We start from the raw sequence: 17506 nt of genomic DNA, 5'->3' as shown, positions 1-17506 counted from the left end.
GCACCTGCGTTCGGCCCGCCGAAGGTAGGGTTCAAAGCCGGCCAGCAAAGGAGTCAACCGTTGTTCGACGTCCAGCACTGGCTCGTGTCGCTGCCGCCGATCGCGGTCTACCTGCTCGTCGGCGGGGTGATCGGCGTGGAGAGCATGGGCATCCCGCTGCCCGGCGAGATCGTCCTGGTCAGCTCCGCCCTGCTCGCCGCCACGGGAGTGGTGGAACCGGAATGGGTGGCCACGGCCGCCGCCACCGGCGCGATCGTCGGCGACTCCATCGGGTACGCGGTGGGCCGTCGCGGTGGACGCCCACTGCTGGCCCGACTGGGCCGGCGCTTCCCCCGCCACCTCGGCCCCGCTCAACTCGCCAAGGCAGAGCAGAGCTTCGCCCGGTACGGCGTCTGGGCGGTCTTCTTCGGTCGGTTCGTGGCACTGCTGCGGATCCTGGCCGGCCCGCTCGCCGGGGCGCTGCGCGTGCCGTACCGGCGGTTCCTGCTGGCGAACGCGGCAGGCGGCCTGGTCTGGGCGTTCGGCACCACCTACCTGCTGTTCTCCGTCGGCCGGGCGGCCGAGCACTGGCTCAAGGACATCTCCTGGGCCGGTCTCGTCCTCGCGGTGCTCGCCGGTCTCGCCAGCACCTGGTGGCTGCGCCGACGGGCCCACCGGTTCGAGGCGACCGAGCCGACCCCGGACGCCGAGCCGGTCCGCGCGAGCAGCGAAACCTGACTGTTGGTCGACGCTTGACCGATGCCGAAGGGCCGGGCCCCCGTGGTGGGGGGTCCGGCCCTTCGGTGTTGTGTTGGTGGGTCAGCTGGTGGAGTAGCCGCGGGTGGCGATCCAGTCGGCGAGGTGCTCGACGCTGATCCAGTAGGAGGCGGTGTTCGGGTCGGCGGAGTCGGCGATCTTCACGGTCTGGCCGTTGTCGCGGTAGCCGACGACGCTGATGTAGTGCCCACCTTCGTAGGAGTGGGTGGTGCCGTCGGTGTCGGTGCTGGTGCCGGCGATGTTCGCGACCACGGCCCGGCCGTCGTCGACGGTGGTCATGACGTCGGTGCGCAGCTTGTCGGTCTGCTTGGCGTCAGCGGCGGGGGTGCTGATCTCCACGGAGTGGTAGGCGTCGGCCTTACCGGTCTCCTTGTTCAGCACCGGGGTGATGTCGTTGATGGAGTTGGTGCCGGCCTCGGTGGTGCCCATCTCCTTGGCCATGTCGTCGACGTTGATGTTCTTGCCCTGCACACTCAGGGCGTTACGGGTCGCGGCGGGACCGCAGTAGTAGAAGTTCGGCTGCGCCTCGTAGCGCACACCCAACTCCCGCTCACCGTTCTTGCGGTCGGTCTGCGTCTGACCGGCCGGCTTGGCGGTGGTGGGGGCGGCGAACGCGGCGCTCACGGGGCCGACGATCGCGCCGCCGGTGAAGGCGAGCCCAGCAGCGGTCAGAGCGGTCTTACGAATCAGATCGGTACGCATGATGGCGTGCTCCTCTGCATCGGGGGTGCGCAACACACCAGGGGGGTGGCGGGCTGCACGAAGAAGTCCAAGGGGATCTGCCCGGCGGCCCCGGGGGGCCGGCGTCGGGTGTCTCAGGGGGATGTAACCGTGGCGGCCCGGCGGGTGTTCCCGGCTGGGCGCAACCATCGTCGCTCGCGGCTACGGGGGATGTAACTGTGGCGGCCCGCAGGGTGTTCCCGGCTCGGGCGCCGCACGCCAAAGCCCGGAGGCCGTGGCGGTATGCCAGGTATAACGCCCCCGACCCGCCGCCGATTCCACCACCGGAGTGGACCCGACCACAGGACACCCAACCCCAAACCGGACAACCCACCGCACCCGGGCGCACACCGACCCAGACACCAACCCCCAACTGGCACCAAACCCCACCCCGGCCAAGATCCGCACACAATCACCGAAACTGCTGCCTCACGACCCGCGGAGACAGCAACATCCCTGAAACTGCGCCGATCATGACCACCCGAAGAACGCAACAGACGCCCACCGGTCACCGAGGGCACCCATCAAGGCCGAAGGTCAGCGCCCGACGAAACCACATGGGCCGCACCCGAAAACGGACACGCCACCCGAACAGAACAGCCAACGCGGCGGCAATCGCTCACACCAGAACGTGACAACCCACCCACACCGCCCAACCCACGCGCAGCCCAACGCCCCGGCTCAACGCCCCAGTCCACCAGCGCGCGACCCGCTGCCCCGCCGCCCCGCTGGAGAACCCAAGATCGTGCTCGATCCGGGAAATAGGGCCCTCGGCCGCGAATGAAGCCACTACAACCAGGATCGAGCACGATCATGCGAGACAGGCGCACCAACCACCTGCCCGCTGGCGGAACCGGACGACAGCCGGCCGCCAACGTCAACGCGGAACGGCGGACGGCGGACGGCGGGCGCGGAACGGCGGACGGCGGGCGCGGAACGGCGGACGGCGGGCGGGACGGTGAGCGACGGGCGACGGGCGACGGGCGACGGGCGCGGGACGGCGGGCGCGGGACGCGGTCAGCGGTCAGCGGTCAGGGTGCGTCGAGCAGGTCGAGGACCGCATCGCGGGCGGCCAGGACGGCCGCTTCCGACTGGGGAGTGTGGTTGACGATCTCGAAGGAGTGCTGCCCGTCCGGCACCTCGATCACCTGCATCGGCCAGCCCTGCGCGGCCGCTGCCGGGAGGAACGCGTCGATGCCGGCCAGGACCGGGGGGATGTCCTGTCCGGCCCGGGTCAACACCAGTGGAACGTCCCGACCGGAGGCGAGCGCCTCGACGGGCAGGAACCGCGTGTCGACCTCCCATCCGGGAAACGGGAGGAGCAGGGGGTAGGTCAGCGCGATGCCGCGTAGCCATGGCGGCGCGCTGCGGAGCCAGTCGGCTGCGAAGAGGCCCCCTCCGGAGAAGAACCACAGCACCACCCGCTCGGCGTCGACCCGGGGGTCGGCGCGGACCTGGTCGACCATCGCGGCGATGTCGTCGGCTGCGGCGGGCAGCGCCGACAGGTCGGCCACCTGGTAGCTGACCAACGCGGTGACCACGCCGCTGTCGGCGAGCAGCGCGCCGTAGCCGCGGTAGAGCAGCCAGTCGCGGGGGTCGGGCACACCGGGTGGCAGTGGGGCGCCGTGCACCACCACGACGGCGGGTGCCGGATCGGTGCGGGTGGGGAGGTGCAGGTCGACGCTGCCGTGCCGTTCGATTGGCGCGGCGGGGGTGGACAGGACGAAGGGCCGTTGTGCGACGGGCGTCGTCATGCCCCGATGGTATCGATCATCAGCCCGCCCAGCTGCCCCGTTGACCGTCCAGCGGGGAGAGTGGTCAGGCCTGGTCGGTGGGCTTCGCGGCGTCGCCGGCCTGGGCGTGCCGCTCCAGGAGCCGCTGCCGGATTTCCTCGGGGGTGTACGCGCGTCGACGTCGTTCGGCCCGCGCGATGACCACGCCGGAGGCCGCGACGCCGGCGAGGCCGGCCAGCCCGAGGACCTTCCACCACCGCATTCGTTGCCGCATCGGCCTAGGCTAGACCCTCATGAGCATCAGCCTGGATGAGGCCGTCGAGTTGACCCGCACCGGTGACGTGTGGGTGTTCCGGGGTCGCAGCGTGCCGGACCGGGCGATCCAGTTCACCACCAACAGCCCGGTCAACCACGTCGGGATGGCGGTGGTGCTGGATGACATGCCACCGTTGATGTGGCACGCGGAGTTGGGCCGGTCGTTGCCGGATCTGTGGTCGGGCACGCACCAGCGCGGTGTCCAGCTGCACGACCTGCGGGACGCGGTTGGTGTCTGGGCCAACCGGTACGGCCAACGGGCCTGGCTGCGGCAGCTTGATCCGCCGGCGGACGGGGAGATGGAGCGGGCGGTGCTGCGTACGATCGCGCGGTTGGATGGCACGCCGTTCCCGTCGACGGCCCAGTTGGCGTGGCGGTGGGTGCGTGGTCGGGTGCCGGCGCTGCCGCTCCCCGGCCTGCCGGCGCTGCCGCGCCCCGGCCGGCCGGCGCCTCGGTCGACCCCGGCCAGCTCTCCGGGGGAGCGGGATCGGGCGTTGGAGACGGCGTACTGCGCCGAGGTGGTGGCGGTGACCTATGAGGCGATGGGGTTGCTGCCGGCGGGCCGGCGTCCGAACTGGTATGACCCGGGGCGGTTCTGGAGTGGGGACGACCTGGGTCTGGTGGCGGACGCCCGCCTGGGCTCGGAGATCGAGGTGCGGGTGCCGCCGCGTTGAGGTTTGACCTGGGCGGCGACTGGCAATTGCTGTCGCCGTGACCGCCTCCACGAATCTTGACACGTTGGCCGACTTCTTCGATCGGTACGGCGTGGCGTTGACCTCCGGCGACGTGCCGGCCATCGCTGGCTGTTACGCCCTGCCAGGTCTGGTGGTGGCGGACACGTACAGCTTCTCGTTCTCGTCGCCGGCGGCGGTGGCGTTGTCGTTCGTGGGCGCCGCACCGGATTACCAGGACCGGGAGCTGATTGCGGCGCATGCCCGGATCGAGGATGTGCAGCCGGTGTCCGCGCTGCTGACGATGGTGGCGGTGGAGTGGGAGTTCCTGGACAGCCGGGGGCAGGCGGTGCCGGGGGAGCGGTACCGCTATCTGCTGCGTACCTCGGATGATGGGCCGGCCATCTGCACGGTCGTCCGGACGGGCTGACCGACCGGGATCGTCCGCAGGCCGAGCCGTTTTCCGGAGCGGACCAACCGGTCGGTCGGATCCGTACCCGCCTGGTTTCCGGTTTGCCCGGTGCTGGCTACGCTGTCGCGTCGGTGGGGACGAGGGGAGACCTGATGGCGGTGCGGCCGGATGGTGTGGCAGGGGCGCGGGCGGCCCGGGTGTTGGCATCGATGCCGTGGGTCGTGGTGCTGCTCGGTGTGTGTGCGCTGGTGGTGCTTTTGGTGGTCGCGCTGCTGTCGTTCCGGACCAGGGAGCGGGATGCCCCGCCGCAGGCCGCGCCTCCGGTGTTTTTGCCGACGGTGCCGGCCGCCGCGTCGGCCACGGGTGGGCCGACTCCGGCCGGTGTGGAGCGGCGCTCGGTGTCGCCACGGCCGTCGCGCAGCAGTCGGGCGCCGTCGCCGAGGCCCACTGTGGCCGGTTCGGTGACTCCGGGACGGACGAGCGCCTCACCGCTGTTGGCGGTGCCGGCGGACGACACGGTCAGCGCCCGGTACCAGGTCGGTACGAACGGCTGGGACGGGGACGCGGCGGTGCTGTCGATCGCCAACGATTCGAGTCGGTCGGTGGACTGGTTGGTGGAGTTGGCGTTCGACGACGACATGTGGGCTCTGCGCGTCGCTGACGACTCGGGAGTTTCGGTGCGGGGGCGCGGGAACGGCGAGTTCGTGTTGCGCGGCACCCGTTCGCTGGACCCTGGTGATTCTCGGACGTTGCGGCTGCGCCTCGGCTGGGGTGAGTCGGCGGAGCGGCCGCTGCGGTGCACGATCAACGGGGTCGACTGTCGGCTCGGCTGAGTCGGAGGCGGGTTGGTGGCGCGGCGCGGGTGCGTCGTCGGCGCTTCCCCGGGCGGCCTGCCGGTCGATACGCTGCCCGGACGGTCCGCTGAGGGAGGTACATGTCCGGCATGCGTCGCGCCCCGCGACTGTCGAACGGTCCGGTCGCGATCGTGTCGTCGCCCTGGATCGTGGTGGGCGCTGGTGTCGTCGTGATGGTGGTCCTGCTCTTCGTGGCGTTGGGCGCGTACCGGGGGCGTAGTCCCGCGCCGGGTGGTGCGTCGCTGCCGCCGGCGTTGCCGCCGCCGTCGGTGGTGGCCGCGCCGAGCGCTCCGGGCCCGGCGTCGGCGCCGGTGCGGCCGGGGTTGTCCGGGCGTGCGAGCGGGCTGCCGCCGAGTGCCACGGCCGGTTCGGTGTCACCGCCGGCCGGCCGGACGGGCGCGCCGACGGTGACGCGGTCGCCGAGCCGGGCTCCGCAGGGTCAGCCGGCGGTGAGTGGACGGTACCGGGTGGTGCAAACCTTCGACGGGGGCTTCATCGGCGAGGTGTCGATGGTCAACTCGTCTGCCCAGAGCCGTGGTTGGACGGTGCGGTTGGAGTTCTCCGGTGGGCGGTTGGTGACGACCTGGGTGGAGGGCGTACCACAGGGGACGCTCCGGCAGACCGACGGCGGCTTCACGTACGTCAGTGGGGTGGACGTGCGGCCCGGTGGTTCCGTGTCGTTGCGGTTCCATCTGGAACGGACCAGCGGTACGCCACGGGAGTGCACTGTCGACGGGGTGCGCTGCAGCGGGTTCTGAGCGGCGCGGCCAGGGCGCTTCCGCAAGGATGCTGCTTTGTTGCGACCATGTTTGCAAGGTATTGCAGAATGTTTCGGCAAGGGTTAGCGTGCGGCCAATCAGCGACCAGAGGAAGGCGTCGATGAAACCCCCGCCGATACCGCGCACCGCCCTGCTGGCCCTCGTCTCCCTGCTCACTCTCACGCTCGTCGGCACTCCGGTCGCCGTGCCACCCGCCGCCGCGGCCGCCCAACCACCCGGCAGTGCCTTCCTCGCCGTTGGCGGTGCGACCCAGTGGCGCGCTGAGCCCACGGCCGAGGAACTGCTGAAGGCGGGCGGTAACTCGGCGCGGGCCGAGCAGTTCTACTTCGTCCTCCCGGACCGGTTCGCCAACGGTGACCCCCGCAACGATCGTGGTGGCCTCGCCGGTGACCGGCTGGCCACCGGGCTCGACCCGACCGACAAGGGCTTCTACCACGGCGGCGACCTCAAGGGCGTCATCGACAAGTTGGACTACATCCAGGGGATGGGGACCACGGCCATCTGGCTCGCCCCGATCTTCAAGAATCGGCCGGTGCAGGGTGCCGGCAACGACATCTCGGCGGGCTACCACGGCTACTGGATCACCGACTTCACCCAGGTGGACCCGCACTTCGGCACGAACGAAGAGATGAAGAGGCTGGTCAAGCTCGCCCACCAGCGCGGCATCAAGATCTACCTCGATGTGATCGTCAACCACACCGCTGACGTCATCAAGTACGCCGAGAACACCTATGCGTACGTGGACAAGGCGACCTCGCCGTACACCGACGCGCAGGGACGGGCCTTCGAGGACCGCAACTACGCCGACGGCAGCCGCGCCTTCCCGGCGGTCGACCAGCAGTCGTTCCCGTACACCCCGACGTTCGCCGAGCCGAAGGACGCCACCGTCAAGGTGCCGGCCTGGCTGAACGACGCCACCATGTACCACAACCGGGGCGACTCGACCTTCGCTGGCGAGAACAGCGAGTACGGCGACTTCTTCGGCCTCGACGACCTGTGGACCGAGCGCCCCGAGGTGGTCCAGGGGCTGACCAAGGCGTACGGGGACTGGATCGGCGCGACCGGCGTCGACGGTTTCCGGTTGGACACCGTCAAGCACGTCAACATGGACTTCTGGCCGCAGTTCAGCCAGGGGATCGAGCGGGCCGCCGAGAAGGCAGGCAAGAAGGACTTCTTCATGTTCGGCGAGGTGTACAGCGCCGACCCGGAAATCAGCTCCAGCTACGTCCGACAGGGTGGTCTGCCGGCGACCCTCGACTTCGCCTTCCAGGAGGCCGCGCGCGGCTACACCGCCGGCGCCGGCTCGGCGAAGGCGCTCGCCGACGTGTACGCCCGCGACGACCTCTACGCCGCCCGGGACACCGACGCCGGCCGGTTGACCACCTTCCTCGGCAACCACGACATGGGCCGGATCGGTTCGTTCGTCGCCGGGGGTGGCACCGACCCGGCCAGCCATCTGCGCCGCGACCAGCTCGCGCACCAGCTGATGTTCCTGACCCGCGGCCAGCCGGTGATCTACTCCGGCGACGAGCAGGGCTTCACCGGCCCCGGCGGGGACAAGGACGCCCGGCAGGACATGTTCGCATCGTCGGTCGCCGACTACCTCGACGACGACCTGCTCGGCACCGACCGCACCCACGCCAGCGACCAGTTCGACACCGGCCACCCGCTGTATCGGACCATCGCCGAGCTGGGCCGGCTGCGCCAGGCGCACCCGGCGCTGCGCGACGGCGTGCAGGTCACCCGTTACGCCGCCGACGGGCCGGGCGTATTCGCCGCCTCCCGGATCGCCCCCGGCGACCGGACCGAGTACGTGGTGGCGGTGAACAACGCCGACACGGCGCAGACTGTCACCGTGGACACCTGGTCGGCCGGCGCCACGTTCACCGGCATCTACGGCGGCAGCCAGACCGCCACGGCGGGCGCCGACGGCAGGCTGACCCTGACCGTGCCGCCGCTGTCGGCGGTGGTCCACCGCGCCGGCACTCCCGTCGCACGCCCGACCGCCGCGCCGCGCATCACCATCACCGCGCCCGCGCCGGACGTGCCGGTCGCCACCCGGGCGGCGGTCACCGCCCAGGTGACCGGTGACCCGCTGGCCACCGTCACCGTCGCCGCCCGGGTCGCGGGTGGCCGGTGGACGTTGCTGGGCAGCGCCGACCACGCGCCGTACACCGTGCAGCACGACCTGACCGGCCTGGCCGGCGGCACCCGGGTCGAGTACAAGGCGGTGGTCCGCGACGGCCGCGGGCGTACCGCCACCGCCCGGTCCACCGCCATCGTGGGCACACCGCCGCAGGGCAAGTCGCGGGAGTGGGCGGTGGTGCACTACCAGCGCCCCGCCGGTGGGTACGACGACTGGGGGTTGTACGCCTGGGGTGACATCGACCCGGCGTACGTCACCGAGTGGCCCAAGGGGCAGCCGTTCGCCGGAGAGGACTCCTACGGCCGGTTCGCCTGGGTGAAGCTCAAGCCGGGCGCGACGTCGGTGAGCTTCCTCGTGGTCGACTCCGACGGCAACAAGGACGTCGCCCAGGACCGCAGCATCGACGTCACGTCCACCGGTGAGATCTGGCTCAAGCAGGGCGACCCGGCGATCTACCCGAGCAGGCAGGCGGCCACCGGTGAGCCGGCCCCGCCGGTCGAGGAGGGCACCGCCGTGATCCACTACCGGCGGGCCGACGGCAACTACGACGGCTGGGGCCTGCACCTGTGGGATGGCGCCGCCAACCCGACCGAGTGGTCCGCGCCGTTGCGGCCGACGTCCGTCGACGCGTTCGGGGCGGTGTTCCGGGTGCCGCTGGCAGCCGGCGCGACCGGGCTGAACTACATCATCCACCAGGGCGACACCAAGGACCTGCCAGACGACCAGCGGCTCGACTTCGCCAGCGCGGGCCGCGAGGTGTGGTTGCTCGCCGCCACACCGGGCCGGTTACTGCCGTCGACAGCCACCAGCGCCAGCGGGGACACCGACATCAGCAAGCAGAAGGCGCACTGGATCGACCGGTCCACCGTGGCGTGGCAGACCCCACCGACCGACGGCAGGACGTACGCGCTGGTCGCCGCACCCACCGGCGGCGTCAGCGTGGTCGACGGGGCGCTGACCGGCACGTACGCCACGTTGCCGCTGCGGGCGCAGCGCAACGGGCTCACCGAGGCCCAGCGCACCGCGTTCCCGCACCTGTGGTCGTACCGTAGCTTCGCCCTGGACCGGGCGGACCTCGCCAAGGTCCCGGCGGCGCTGCGGGGGCAGTTGCTGGTCACCGAGCGCGACGCTTCGGGTGCCCTGCTCGCGGCGACCGGCGTGCAGATCCCCGGCGTGCTCGACGACGTGTACGCGCAGGCCGCCGACGCCACCCTCGGGCCGACGTTCGCGGACCGGACGCCGAGCGTCGCGTTGTGGGCGCCGACCGCCCGGACGGTGACGCTGCAACTGTTCGACTCGCCCACCGCCCCGCCGAGGGCGGTGCCGATGCGCCGCGACGACCGCACCGGCGTCTGGTCGGCGCGGGGCAACCACACCTGGACCGGGAAGTACTACCGGTACGAGGTGCAGGCGTGGCAGCCGGCCGCGCAGAAGATGGTCACCGCGTCGGTGACCGACCCGTACTCGGTGGCCCTCGCCGCGGATTCCACGCACAGCCAGTTGGTCGACCTGAACGACGCGGCGTTGGCCCCGGCGGGTTGGCGGACGCTGCGCAAACCGGCGCCGATGCCTGCGGCGAAGGCGCAGATCTCCGAGCTGTCGGTGCGGGACTTCTCGATCGCCGACGACACCGTGCCGGTCGAGCGGCGGGGCACGTTCCTCGCCTTCAGCGACCCGAAGTCCGCCGGCATGACCCACCTGGCGGCGCTCGGCGACGCCGGTGTCACCCACCTGCACCTGCTGCCGGCGTTCGACTTCGCGACGATTCCGGAGAAGCGGGCCGACCAGCGTCAGCCGGCCTGCGACCTGGCGGCGCTCCCGCCGGACTCGCCGGAGCAGCAGAAGTGCGTGGCCGTCGTCGCCGAGAACGACGGCTACAACTGGGGGTACGACCCGCTGCACTACACCGTGCCCGAGGGCGGCTACGCCGTCGACCCGGTCGGCGCGGCGCGGACCACCGAGTTCCGGCGGATGGTCGCCGGGGTGAACGACGCCGGCCTGCGGGTGGTCATGGACGTGGTCTACAACCACACGTCGGCGGCCGGCACCGACGCGAAGTCGGTACTTGACCAGATCGTGCCCGGCTACTACCAGCGGCTGTTGGAGGACGGCACGGTGGCCAACTCCACCTGCTGCGCCAACACCGCGCCGGAGCACGCCATGATGGGCAAACTTGTCGTCGACTCGCTGGTCACCTGGGCGAAGCAGTACAAGGTGGACGGTTTCCGGTTCGACCTGATGGGTCACCACCCGAAGGCGAACATCCTGGCCGTTCGCAGGGCACTGGACCGCCTGACCGTCGCCCGCGACGGCGTGGACGGCAGGTCGATCCTGCTCTACGGCGAGGGCTGGAACTTCGGCGAGGTCGCCAACGACGCCCGTTTCGTGCAGGCCACCCAGGCCAACATGGCGGGCACCGGCATCGGCACCTTCAACGACCGGCTCCGCGACGCGGTGCGCGGCGGTGGACCGTTCGACACGAACCCGCGCGTGCAGGGTTTCGCCTCCGGGCTCTACACCGACCCCAACGGCGACGCGGTCAACGGGTCACCAGCCGAGCAGAAGGCCCGGCTGCTGCACGCCCACGACCTGATCAAGGTGGGTCTGACCGGCAACCTGCGCGGATACCGGTTCACCGACACCGCCGGACAGCAGGTCACCGGGGCGCAGGTGGACTACAACGGCTCCCCGGCCGGTTACACCGCCGCGCCGGGGGAGGCCGTCACCTACGCCGACGCGCACGACAACGAGATCCTGTACGACGCGCTGGCGTACAAACTGCCGCAGGCCACCACGGCGGCGGACCGCTCCCGGATGCAGGTGCTGGCGCTGGGCACGGTGGTGCTGGGACAGGGCACCGGGTTCGTCACCGCCGGCACCGAACGGCTGCGGTCGAAGTCGCTGGACCGCAACTCGTACAACTCCGGTGACTGGTTCAACCAGATCCGCTGGGGCTGCGAACGGGGCAACGGGTTCGGCGCCGGTCTGCCGCCGGCGCAGGACAACGAGGACAAGTGGTCGTACGCGAAGCCCCTGCTGGCGGACCCGGCGCTGGTGCCGGACTGCGCGGCGATCAACACCACTGACGCCCGGTACGCCGAGTTGCTGCGCATCCGGGCGTCGTCGCCGGTGTTCGGGCTGGCCACCGCCGAGCAGGTGCAGCAGCGGGTGGCGTTCCCGCTCTCCGGGGCGCAGGAGACGCCGGGAGTGCTGACCATGACCCTGGACGCTCGCGGGCTGGGCGGGACGTGGAAGTCGGTGACCGTCGTCTTCAACGGCACCCCGGAGACGGCGAAGCAGACGCTGACCGGTCTGCGGGGGGCGGACGTGGCACTGCACCCGGTGCTGGTCGACTCGGCCGACGCGGCGCTGCGTACGGCCTCGTTCGACCGGGCGGCCGGAACGTTCACCGTCCCGGCGCGCAGCGTGGCGGTCTTCGTCCAGAAGTAACCGTGAACCGGCCCCCTTCCGCGTCCTGCGGAAGGGGGCCGGTTCGGTTGCCTGCCCGTCGTGCCGCCGTTCCCGGCCGCACGTCACCCGAGGGTGATCAAGCGAAGCAGTTTTCGATGGTGCCGCCCGGGATAGCCAGGCAGTTGGTCGGACGGTTCGCGGTGATCGCGGACTTGTTGTCCACGTTCACCTCTCCGAAGAAGCTGAAGACACCGCCCGGAGCGAAGGTGGAGAAGTTGTGGGCGACCTTCGTCCTCGACAGGTTGACCTCGCCGAAGATGTTGAAGATGCCGCCGCCGACCCCGATCGGGCCGATGGCCCGGTTGCCGACAACCTCGCTGTCGCGCAGCGTGGTGACGCTGTCGGCGTTGAACAACCCGCCGCCGAAGAAGCCGGCGGTGTTGTCCTTGATGGTGCTCTTCTCGAACGTGACCGCGCTGTCGAAGGCGATGGCCACACCGCCACCGACGCCGGCGGTGCTGTTCTTCTCGACCGCGACCTGGTGCAGGTTCAGCTGGCTGTCCGCCGCCGCGATACCGCCGCCGGCGAGAACCGCGGTGTTCGAGACGAACTTGGTCTCGTACGCGGTGGTGTTGCCCTCGATGTCGAGGAGGCCGCCGCCGAAGCCGAGCGTCTCGTTGTCGTTGATCTCGGCCTTCTTGAGCTCGATCGTCCCGCCATCGACGTCGTCGGTGAAGATCCGAGCGGCGCCGTTCGAGATACCGCCACCACCGATGACGGCGGTGTTGTCGGTGATCTTCGACTCTTCGACCTTGAGCAGGCCGGCGTTGAAGACGCCGCCACCGAAGAAGAAGGCGGTGTTACGGGTGACGGTGCTGTGCCAGATCTTCGTGGTGCCGAAGTTGGCCACGCCGCCGCCGTTGCCGCCCGACTGGTTGAGGACGACCTCGGACTCCAGGATCTCGGCGGTGCCGCCCGGCTGGACCAGGATGCCGGCACCGTCGGTGTCTTCCGGCTGCTCGACGAGCGGCGTGACGACGCCCCCCTGAGCGGCCGGCGCGGCCTTGAGCGCGGCCTTCGGCGCGGCCTTGAGCGCCGCCTTCGGGTTGGCCTGCCGCGTGGTGAGCGCCTGGTTCAGCGGGACGCCGGCCTTCACCTGCGCGGCGAGCGCCTCGGAGTCCGAGTAGGCCCCCCAGACCGCTGCCGGCTCGACGGGCAGGTACCGCTCGAGGGTCTGGCCGCCCTTGATGGTCAGGCCCTTGATGGTGAGGTGCCCACCGCTGCCGACGTTGAGGATCCGGAAGTAGTCGGCCGTGGCGTCGCGGACGATCGTGGTGTGCTCGCCCTTGAGCGTGATCCGCTCGGTGATCACCGGCAGGCCGTTGCCCTCGTAGTCGTTGCGGGTCAGGTTGTAGGTGCAGCCCTTGGCCAGCTCCAGCACGCCGCCGTGCTTGTTGTTGGCGAACACGATGGCCTGGATCAGCTTGTCGGTGTCGCAGGGCACCTCCTTCCCGCGCTCGTGGTCCTTGTCCTTGTCCTTGTCCCGGTCCTTGTCCCGGTCCTTGTTCTTGTCCTGGTCCTTGTCCCAGTCGCGCGCCTCGTCACCCCGCTGGTCGCCGTCCTTGGTGACCTGCGCGGTGTTCCAGTTCAGGCCGCCCGCTCCGGCGCTGCCCGCGACGCCCACCGCCGCGAGACTGATCACGCCCGTCAAACCGGCCACGCCACTGGCGAGCCAGAGCTTGCGGCGGCGCTTGGCCGTCGCACGCCCGGAGGCTTCGTTGTTCGTTAGGTAGTTGGACATCGGAGCTCTCTGCCCTCTCCTCGTACCAGACAGGGTCGCCGCCGTCAGACGGACGTCCCCTGCTACAAATCGGTTGTAGCTCCCAAAAACACCGTATGAGAATGTTCCTCGCCTGGCGGGCTTATCCGAAAGAACCCCACATTAGGTTCATGTTCCCTCCAGGAGTGCCTGGAGGCCCCGGGATGGCACCTGATCGCCCAACCCGGGTGGCGAGCCTGTGGGCTGCCCAAACAGGTACGCCCCTCCGGGCCGTGAGCGGCTCGGAGGGGCGCACCCTCTCTATGTGGATCAGCCCCACCCGATCAGGCGAAGCAGTCCGGAACGTTCTCGCAGTTGGTAGGCCGGTTGGCGGTCACCGCGGACTTGTCGTCCAGGGTCACCGTGCTGCCGAGCTGGTTGAAGATGCCCCCGGGCGCACGAGTGGCGAAGTTGTGCGCCACCTTCGTCCGGTGGAGGCTGACCTCGCCCCCGTGGGTGTTGTAGATGCCGCCACCGCGGGCCAGCGGACCGATGGCCCGGTTGCCCACCACCTCGCTGTCGCGCAGCGTGGTGACGCTGTCCTCGTTGAAGAGGCCGGCGCCGAAGAACCCGGCGGTGTTGTCCTTGATCTTGGTGTTCTCGACGGTCGCGGTGCTGTCGAAGGCCACCGCCAGGCCGCCACCCACGCCAGCAGTGCTGTTCTTGGCCACCGTGGCGTTCTTGAGGGTGAGCTGACCGTCGGCCACCGCGACACCGCCACCGGCGAGGACCGCGGTGTTGCCGCTGACCGTCGTGTCGTGCAACGTCGTGGTGCCCCCGACGTCCAGGACGCCGCCGCCGAAGCCGAGCGTCTCGTTGTCGGTGATCTCGCTCTTGTAGACCCAGACCGAACCGCCGTCGACGTCGTCGGTGAAGATCCGGGCAGCGCCGTTGGAGATGCCGCCGCCGCCGATGATCCCGGTGTTGTCCTTGACCTTCGACTCATCGACCTGAAGCACCCCGGCATTGAAGATGCCGCCGCCGTAGAAGAAGGCGGTGTTGTGCGCCACCGTCGTCTTGCTGAGCTTCGTGCTGCCGAAGTTGGCCAGCCCGCCGCCGTTGCCACCGGCCTGGTTGTAGAGCAACTCGCTGTCCAGGATCTCCGCACGACCACCGGGCTGCACCAGAACCCCGGCGCCGTCGTTGAATCCGGGCTCCTCCACGAGCGGCACCGCCGCCGGCCCGGCACCCGCCGGCTTCGCCGCCACTGTTGCCGCGGGCTTGGCAGCCACTGTTGCCGCGGGCTTGGCAGCCACTGTTGCCGCGGGCTTGGCAGCCACTGTTGCCGGGGCCTTGACTGCCGCTGCGGGCTTGGCCTCCACGCCGGACGCGGTGGAGCGGACCAGGGCCGAGTACGGCGCCCAGACCGTCGCCGCGTCCATGGTCATCGCCCGTTGGAGGGTCTGGCCACCCTTGATGCTCAAACCCTTGAGGGTGAGGTGCCCGCCCGGGCCGACGTTGAGAATGCGGAAGTAGTCGGCGGTGGCGTCGCGGCCGATGGTGGTGTGCTCGCCCTTGAGCGTGATCCGCTCGGTGATCACCGGCAGGCCGTTGCCCTCGTAGTCGTTGCGGGTCAGGTTGTAGGTGCAGCCCTTGGCCAGCTCCAGTACGCCGCCGTTCCTGCTGTTGGCGAACACGATCTCCTGGATCAGCTTGTCGGTGTCGCACGGCACCTGCTTGGCGCGGTCCTTCTCGTCGTTCTTGTCGCCGCCCTTGTCGCCGCCCTTGTCGTCCTTGCCGGACTGGTCGTCAAAGCCGCTCCAGCCGTCGCCGCTCCACTCGTCGTCCCCTGCGACGTCATCCTTGGCGCCCTTGTCGTCCGCGCCGCCGGCGTCGCTGACGTTCTGCCGGTTGGTCGACGACTGCGCGTCGGACACCTTGTCGGAGCTGGGCTTGTCGTCCCTGGCGGCCAGGCCGCCGAGGGCCGCCAGGCCGACCACGCCGGTCAGCCCGGCCACGCCGGCGACCCAGAGGACCCGTCGTCGTCGTGTCGGCGGAGCTGTCGAGGCCCCGCCGTCGGTACTCGTTACGTCGTTGGACATCAGAGCCTTCCGCCCTTTCCTGCTACCAGACGGGGTCGCACCGCCCGAGGCGCCACGACCAGCTACAAATAGGTTGCAGCCTCTGATCCCCACCGTATGAGAACCATCTTCGTGATGCGGACGTATCCGAGATAACCACGCATTTGGCCCAGGTCAGCTGAGGGCGGCCAAGCGGTTCGGGTCGGCGGAAAGGGGTTGACCAGCGCAAACACCGACGGACCCCGACGCCGAGCGCGCGGACGTCGAAACGTCGCGGCCCGGCGGCGAGGTCCGCCGAGGGTCGGTATGGGTGCCGGAGTCAGCCGGGCAGGCGCGGGCCAGCCTCACGTTGCTCGGCCAGCCAGATCTCCACCTCGTCGGAGGTGCGGGGCAGCCCGGCCGACAGGTTCACCGCGCCGGTCGCGGTGACCAACACGTCGTCCTCGATCCGGATGCCGACGCCGCGCAGCTCGGCGGGGACCAACTCGTCCTCCGGCTGGAAGTACAGCCCCGGCTCGACGGTGAGCACGTAGCCCTCGCCCAGCGCGCCATCGCGGTAGGTCTCCTTGCGGGCGTTCGAGCAGTCGTGCACGTCGATGCCGAGCATGTGGCCGAAGCCGTGCAGCGTCCATCGCCGGTAGACGGTCGACTTCTCGTCCATCGCCTCGTCCACGCTCACCGGCAGCAGACCCAGCTCGGCCAGGCCCTCGGCGAGCACCCGCATGCAGGTCAGGTGGACATCCTTGAACTTCACCCCGGGCCGGATGGCCTCGATGCCCGCCTGCTGTGAGGCGTACACGATGTCGTAGACCTGGCGCTGCAGGGCGGTGAACCGGCCGCTCACCGGCAGCACCCGCGTCACATCGGCGGTGTAGAGGTTTCGGCCCTCGACGCCCATGTCCATCAGCAGCAGGTCACCCGGCCGGGTGGCACCGTGGTTGTGCACCCAGTGCAGGATCGTGGCGTGCTCGCCGGCACCGACGATCGAGCTGTACCCGACGTCGTTGCCGTCGTGCCGGGCCCGCAGCGCGAAGACACCCTCCAGCAGCCGCTCCGAGACGGCGCGGTCCGCCGGAAGGATCCGGGCCACGTCCTCGAAGCCGCGTACGGTGGCGTCGATCGCGTCCTGGAGTTGGCCGATCTCCCACTCGTCCTTGACCAGCTTCATCTCCGAGATGGCGATCGCCAGCTCCCGGTCCCGGGCCGGCTGTCCCTTGGTGCGGACCCCGTCGTACGGGCGGACGGCCGCGTCCACCTGGGTGTCGAAACCGCGCAGCACCCGGGTACGCCCCGGCGCCAGGTCGGCGAGCGTCGCCTCCAGGCCGGTCAGGTCGGCGGTGGGCAGGCCCAGCTCGGTCGACTTCTCGCTGAGTGTGTGCCGCCGGCCCACCCACAGCTCACCGTTGCGGCTGCGGAAGAACTCATCGGTCTCCCGGGACGACCGGGGCCGCATGTACAGCGTCGCGTCGTGCCCCGAACCGTTCGGGCGCAACACCAGCACGCTGTCCGCGTCGTGGTCGCCGGTCAGGTAGGCGAAGTCACTGCCCGGCCGGAACGGGTGGTCGGTGTCGTTGGCCCGGACCTTCTCGGCGCCGGTGGGGATCACCAGCGTCTCGCCGGGGAAGGCCGCCGAGAGCGCCGCCCGCCGCTTGGCGTAGTTGGGCACCTCCGGCCGGGGCGCCACGGGGAGCGCGGTGTCGCGCCAACCTTGCCGCATGAAGGACAGGAACGCCTCCGGGAAGTCCGGATCGTGCGATTCCGTGCCGTCTGTCGGCGTACCGTCGGTGCGTCCCTCGGTCATTGCGCCGCTCCCTCCGCTTCGTTGCTGGTCCCGACCGTACCGCGCGCCCGGTTCGCGGTGACGCCCCC

General features: G+C 70.4%; 12 protein-coding genes. 6 read left to right on the top strand and 6 right to left on the bottom strand.

The genetic code is table 11. The features are described 5' to 3' along the window. Positions 1-60 precede the first annotated feature (60 nt). Positions 61-717 carry a DedA family protein gene (locus tag PCA76_RS22805; RefSeq protein WP_272612521.1) on the top strand — a complete coding sequence of 219 codons (657 nt, stop codon included), beginning with the start codon at positions 61-63 and terminating at the stop codon, positions 715-717. Between the two features lie 81 nt (positions 718-798). Here the strand turns inward: PCA76_RS22805 and PCA76_RS22800 are convergent, their stop codons facing one another. The 3 genes from PCA76_RS22800 to PCA76_RS22790 form a co-directional block, all read right to left on the bottom strand. After that, positions 799-1458 carry a C39 family peptidase gene (locus tag PCA76_RS22800; RefSeq protein WP_272612520.1) on the bottom strand — a complete coding sequence of 220 codons (660 nt, stop codon included), beginning with the start codon at positions 1456-1458 and terminating at the stop codon, positions 799-801. A gap of 1049 nt (positions 1459-2507) precedes the next feature. Continuing rightward, positions 2508-3230 (bottom strand): dienelactone hydrolase family protein, encoded by a 723-nt coding sequence (locus tag PCA76_RS22795; RefSeq protein WP_272612519.1) that lies wholly within the window; start codon positions 3228-3230, stop codon positions 2508-2510. A 64-nt stretch (positions 3231-3294) separates the two neighbouring features. Further along, positions 3295-3483: a hypothetical protein gene (locus PCA76_RS22790; RefSeq protein WP_272612518.1), complete on the bottom strand. Its 189-nt coding sequence runs from the start codon at positions 3481-3483 to the stop codon at positions 3295-3297. A gap of 19 nt (positions 3484-3502) precedes the next feature. Here PCA76_RS22790 and PCA76_RS22785 point away from each other — a divergent pair, with 19 nt between their 5' ends. From PCA76_RS22785 to pulA, 5 genes are all read left to right on the top strand, one after another. Next, entirely contained in the window at positions 3503-4198 is a 696-nt protein-coding gene (locus PCA76_RS22785; RefSeq protein ID WP_272612517.1) for a hypothetical protein, read from the top strand. A gap of 37 nt (positions 4199-4235) precedes the next feature. Further along, positions 4236-4625: a hypothetical protein gene (locus PCA76_RS22780; protein WP_272612516.1), complete on the top strand. Its 390-nt coding sequence runs from the start codon at positions 4236-4238 to the stop codon at positions 4623-4625. A 134-nt stretch (positions 4626-4759) separates the two neighbouring features. Further along, on the top strand, positions 4760-5440 hold the full coding sequence (locus PCA76_RS22775) for a hypothetical protein (protein ID WP_272612515.1): 681 nt from the start codon (positions 4760-4762) through the stop codon (positions 5438-5440). A 101-nt stretch (positions 5441-5541) separates the two neighbouring features. Then, positions 5542-6219, top strand: a complete 678-nt coding sequence (locus PCA76_RS22770) for a cellulose binding domain-containing protein (RefSeq protein WP_272612514.1) — start codon at positions 5542-5544, stop codon at positions 6217-6219. 121 nt (positions 6220-6340) lie between these two features. Further along, entirely contained in the window at positions 6341-11836 is a 5496-nt protein-coding gene (gene pulA, locus PCA76_RS22765) for a pullulanase-type alpha-1,6-glucosidase (protein ID WP_272612513.1), read from the top strand. A gap of 97 nt (positions 11837-11933) precedes the next feature. Here pulA and PCA76_RS22760 read toward each other — a convergent pair whose 3' ends face one another. The 3 genes from PCA76_RS22760 to PCA76_RS22750 all read right to left on the bottom strand — a co-directional run bounded on the left by PCA76_RS22760 (position 11934) and on the right by PCA76_RS22750 (position 17438). Beyond that, complete coding sequence (locus tag PCA76_RS22760) at positions 11934-13598, bottom strand: hypothetical protein (RefSeq protein WP_272612512.1); 1665 nt, start codon at positions 13596-13598, stop codon at positions 11934-11936. Between the two features lie 302 nt (positions 13599-13900). Next, positions 13901-15658: a right-handed parallel beta-helix repeat-containing protein gene (locus PCA76_RS22755; RefSeq protein ID WP_272612511.1), complete on the bottom strand. Its 1758-nt coding sequence runs from the start codon at positions 15656-15658 to the stop codon at positions 13901-13903. Positions 15659-15956: 298 nt separating this feature from the next. After that, positions 15957-17438 carry an aminopeptidase P family protein gene (locus tag PCA76_RS22750; protein ID WP_272612510.1) on the bottom strand — a complete coding sequence of 494 codons (1482 nt, stop codon included), beginning with the start codon at positions 17436-17438 and terminating at the stop codon, positions 15957-15959. Between the last annotated feature and the right edge of the window lie 68 nt (positions 17439-17506).

It is taken from the genome of Micromonospora sp. LH3U1, assembly GCF_028475105.1.
Classification (GTDB): Bacteria; Actinomycetota; Actinomycetes; order Mycobacteriales; family Micromonosporaceae; genus Micromonospora.
This window is presented reverse-complemented; position numbering and strand designations above follow the sequence as displayed.

Excerpts from the sequence above, each read along its gene's own strand:
- PCA76_RS22750 (WP_272612510.1), bottom strand. The coding sequence starts at position 17,438 with ATGACCGAGGGACGCACCGACGGTACGCCGACAGACGGCACGGAATCG.
- PCA76_RS22775 (WP_272612515.1), top strand. The coding sequence starts at position 4,760 with ATGGCGGTGCGGCCGGATGGTGTGGCAGGGGCGCGGGCGGCCCGGGTG.
- PCA76_RS22785 (WP_272612517.1), top strand. The coding sequence starts at position 3,503 with ATGAGCATCAGCCTGGATGAGGCCGTCGAGTTGACCCGCACCGGTGAC.
- pulA (WP_272612513.1), top strand. The coding sequence starts at position 6,341 with ATGAAACCCCCGCCGATACCGCGCACCGCCCTGCTGGCCCTCGTCTCC.
- PCA76_RS22800 (WP_272612520.1), bottom strand. The coding sequence starts at position 1,458 with ATGCGTACCGATCTGATTCGTAAGACCGCTCTGACCGCTGCTGGGCTC.
- PCA76_RS22760 (WP_272612512.1), bottom strand. The coding sequence starts at position 13,598 with ATGTCCAACTACCTAACGAACAACGAAGCCTCCGGGCGTGCGACGGCC.
- PCA76_RS22790 (WP_272612518.1), bottom strand. The coding sequence starts at position 3,483 with ATGCGGCAACGAATGCGGTGGTGGAAGGTCCTCGGGCTGGCCGGCCTC.
- PCA76_RS22755 (WP_272612511.1), bottom strand. The coding sequence starts at position 15,658 with ATGTCCAACGACGTAACGAGTACCGACGGCGGGGCCTCGACAGCTCCG.
- PCA76_RS22770 (WP_272612514.1), top strand. The coding sequence starts at position 5,542 with ATGTCCGGCATGCGTCGCGCCCCGCGACTGTCGAACGGTCCGGTCGCG.
- PCA76_RS22795 (WP_272612519.1), bottom strand. The coding sequence starts at position 3,230 with ATGACGACGCCCGTCGCACAACGGCCCTTCGTCCTGTCCACCCCCGCC.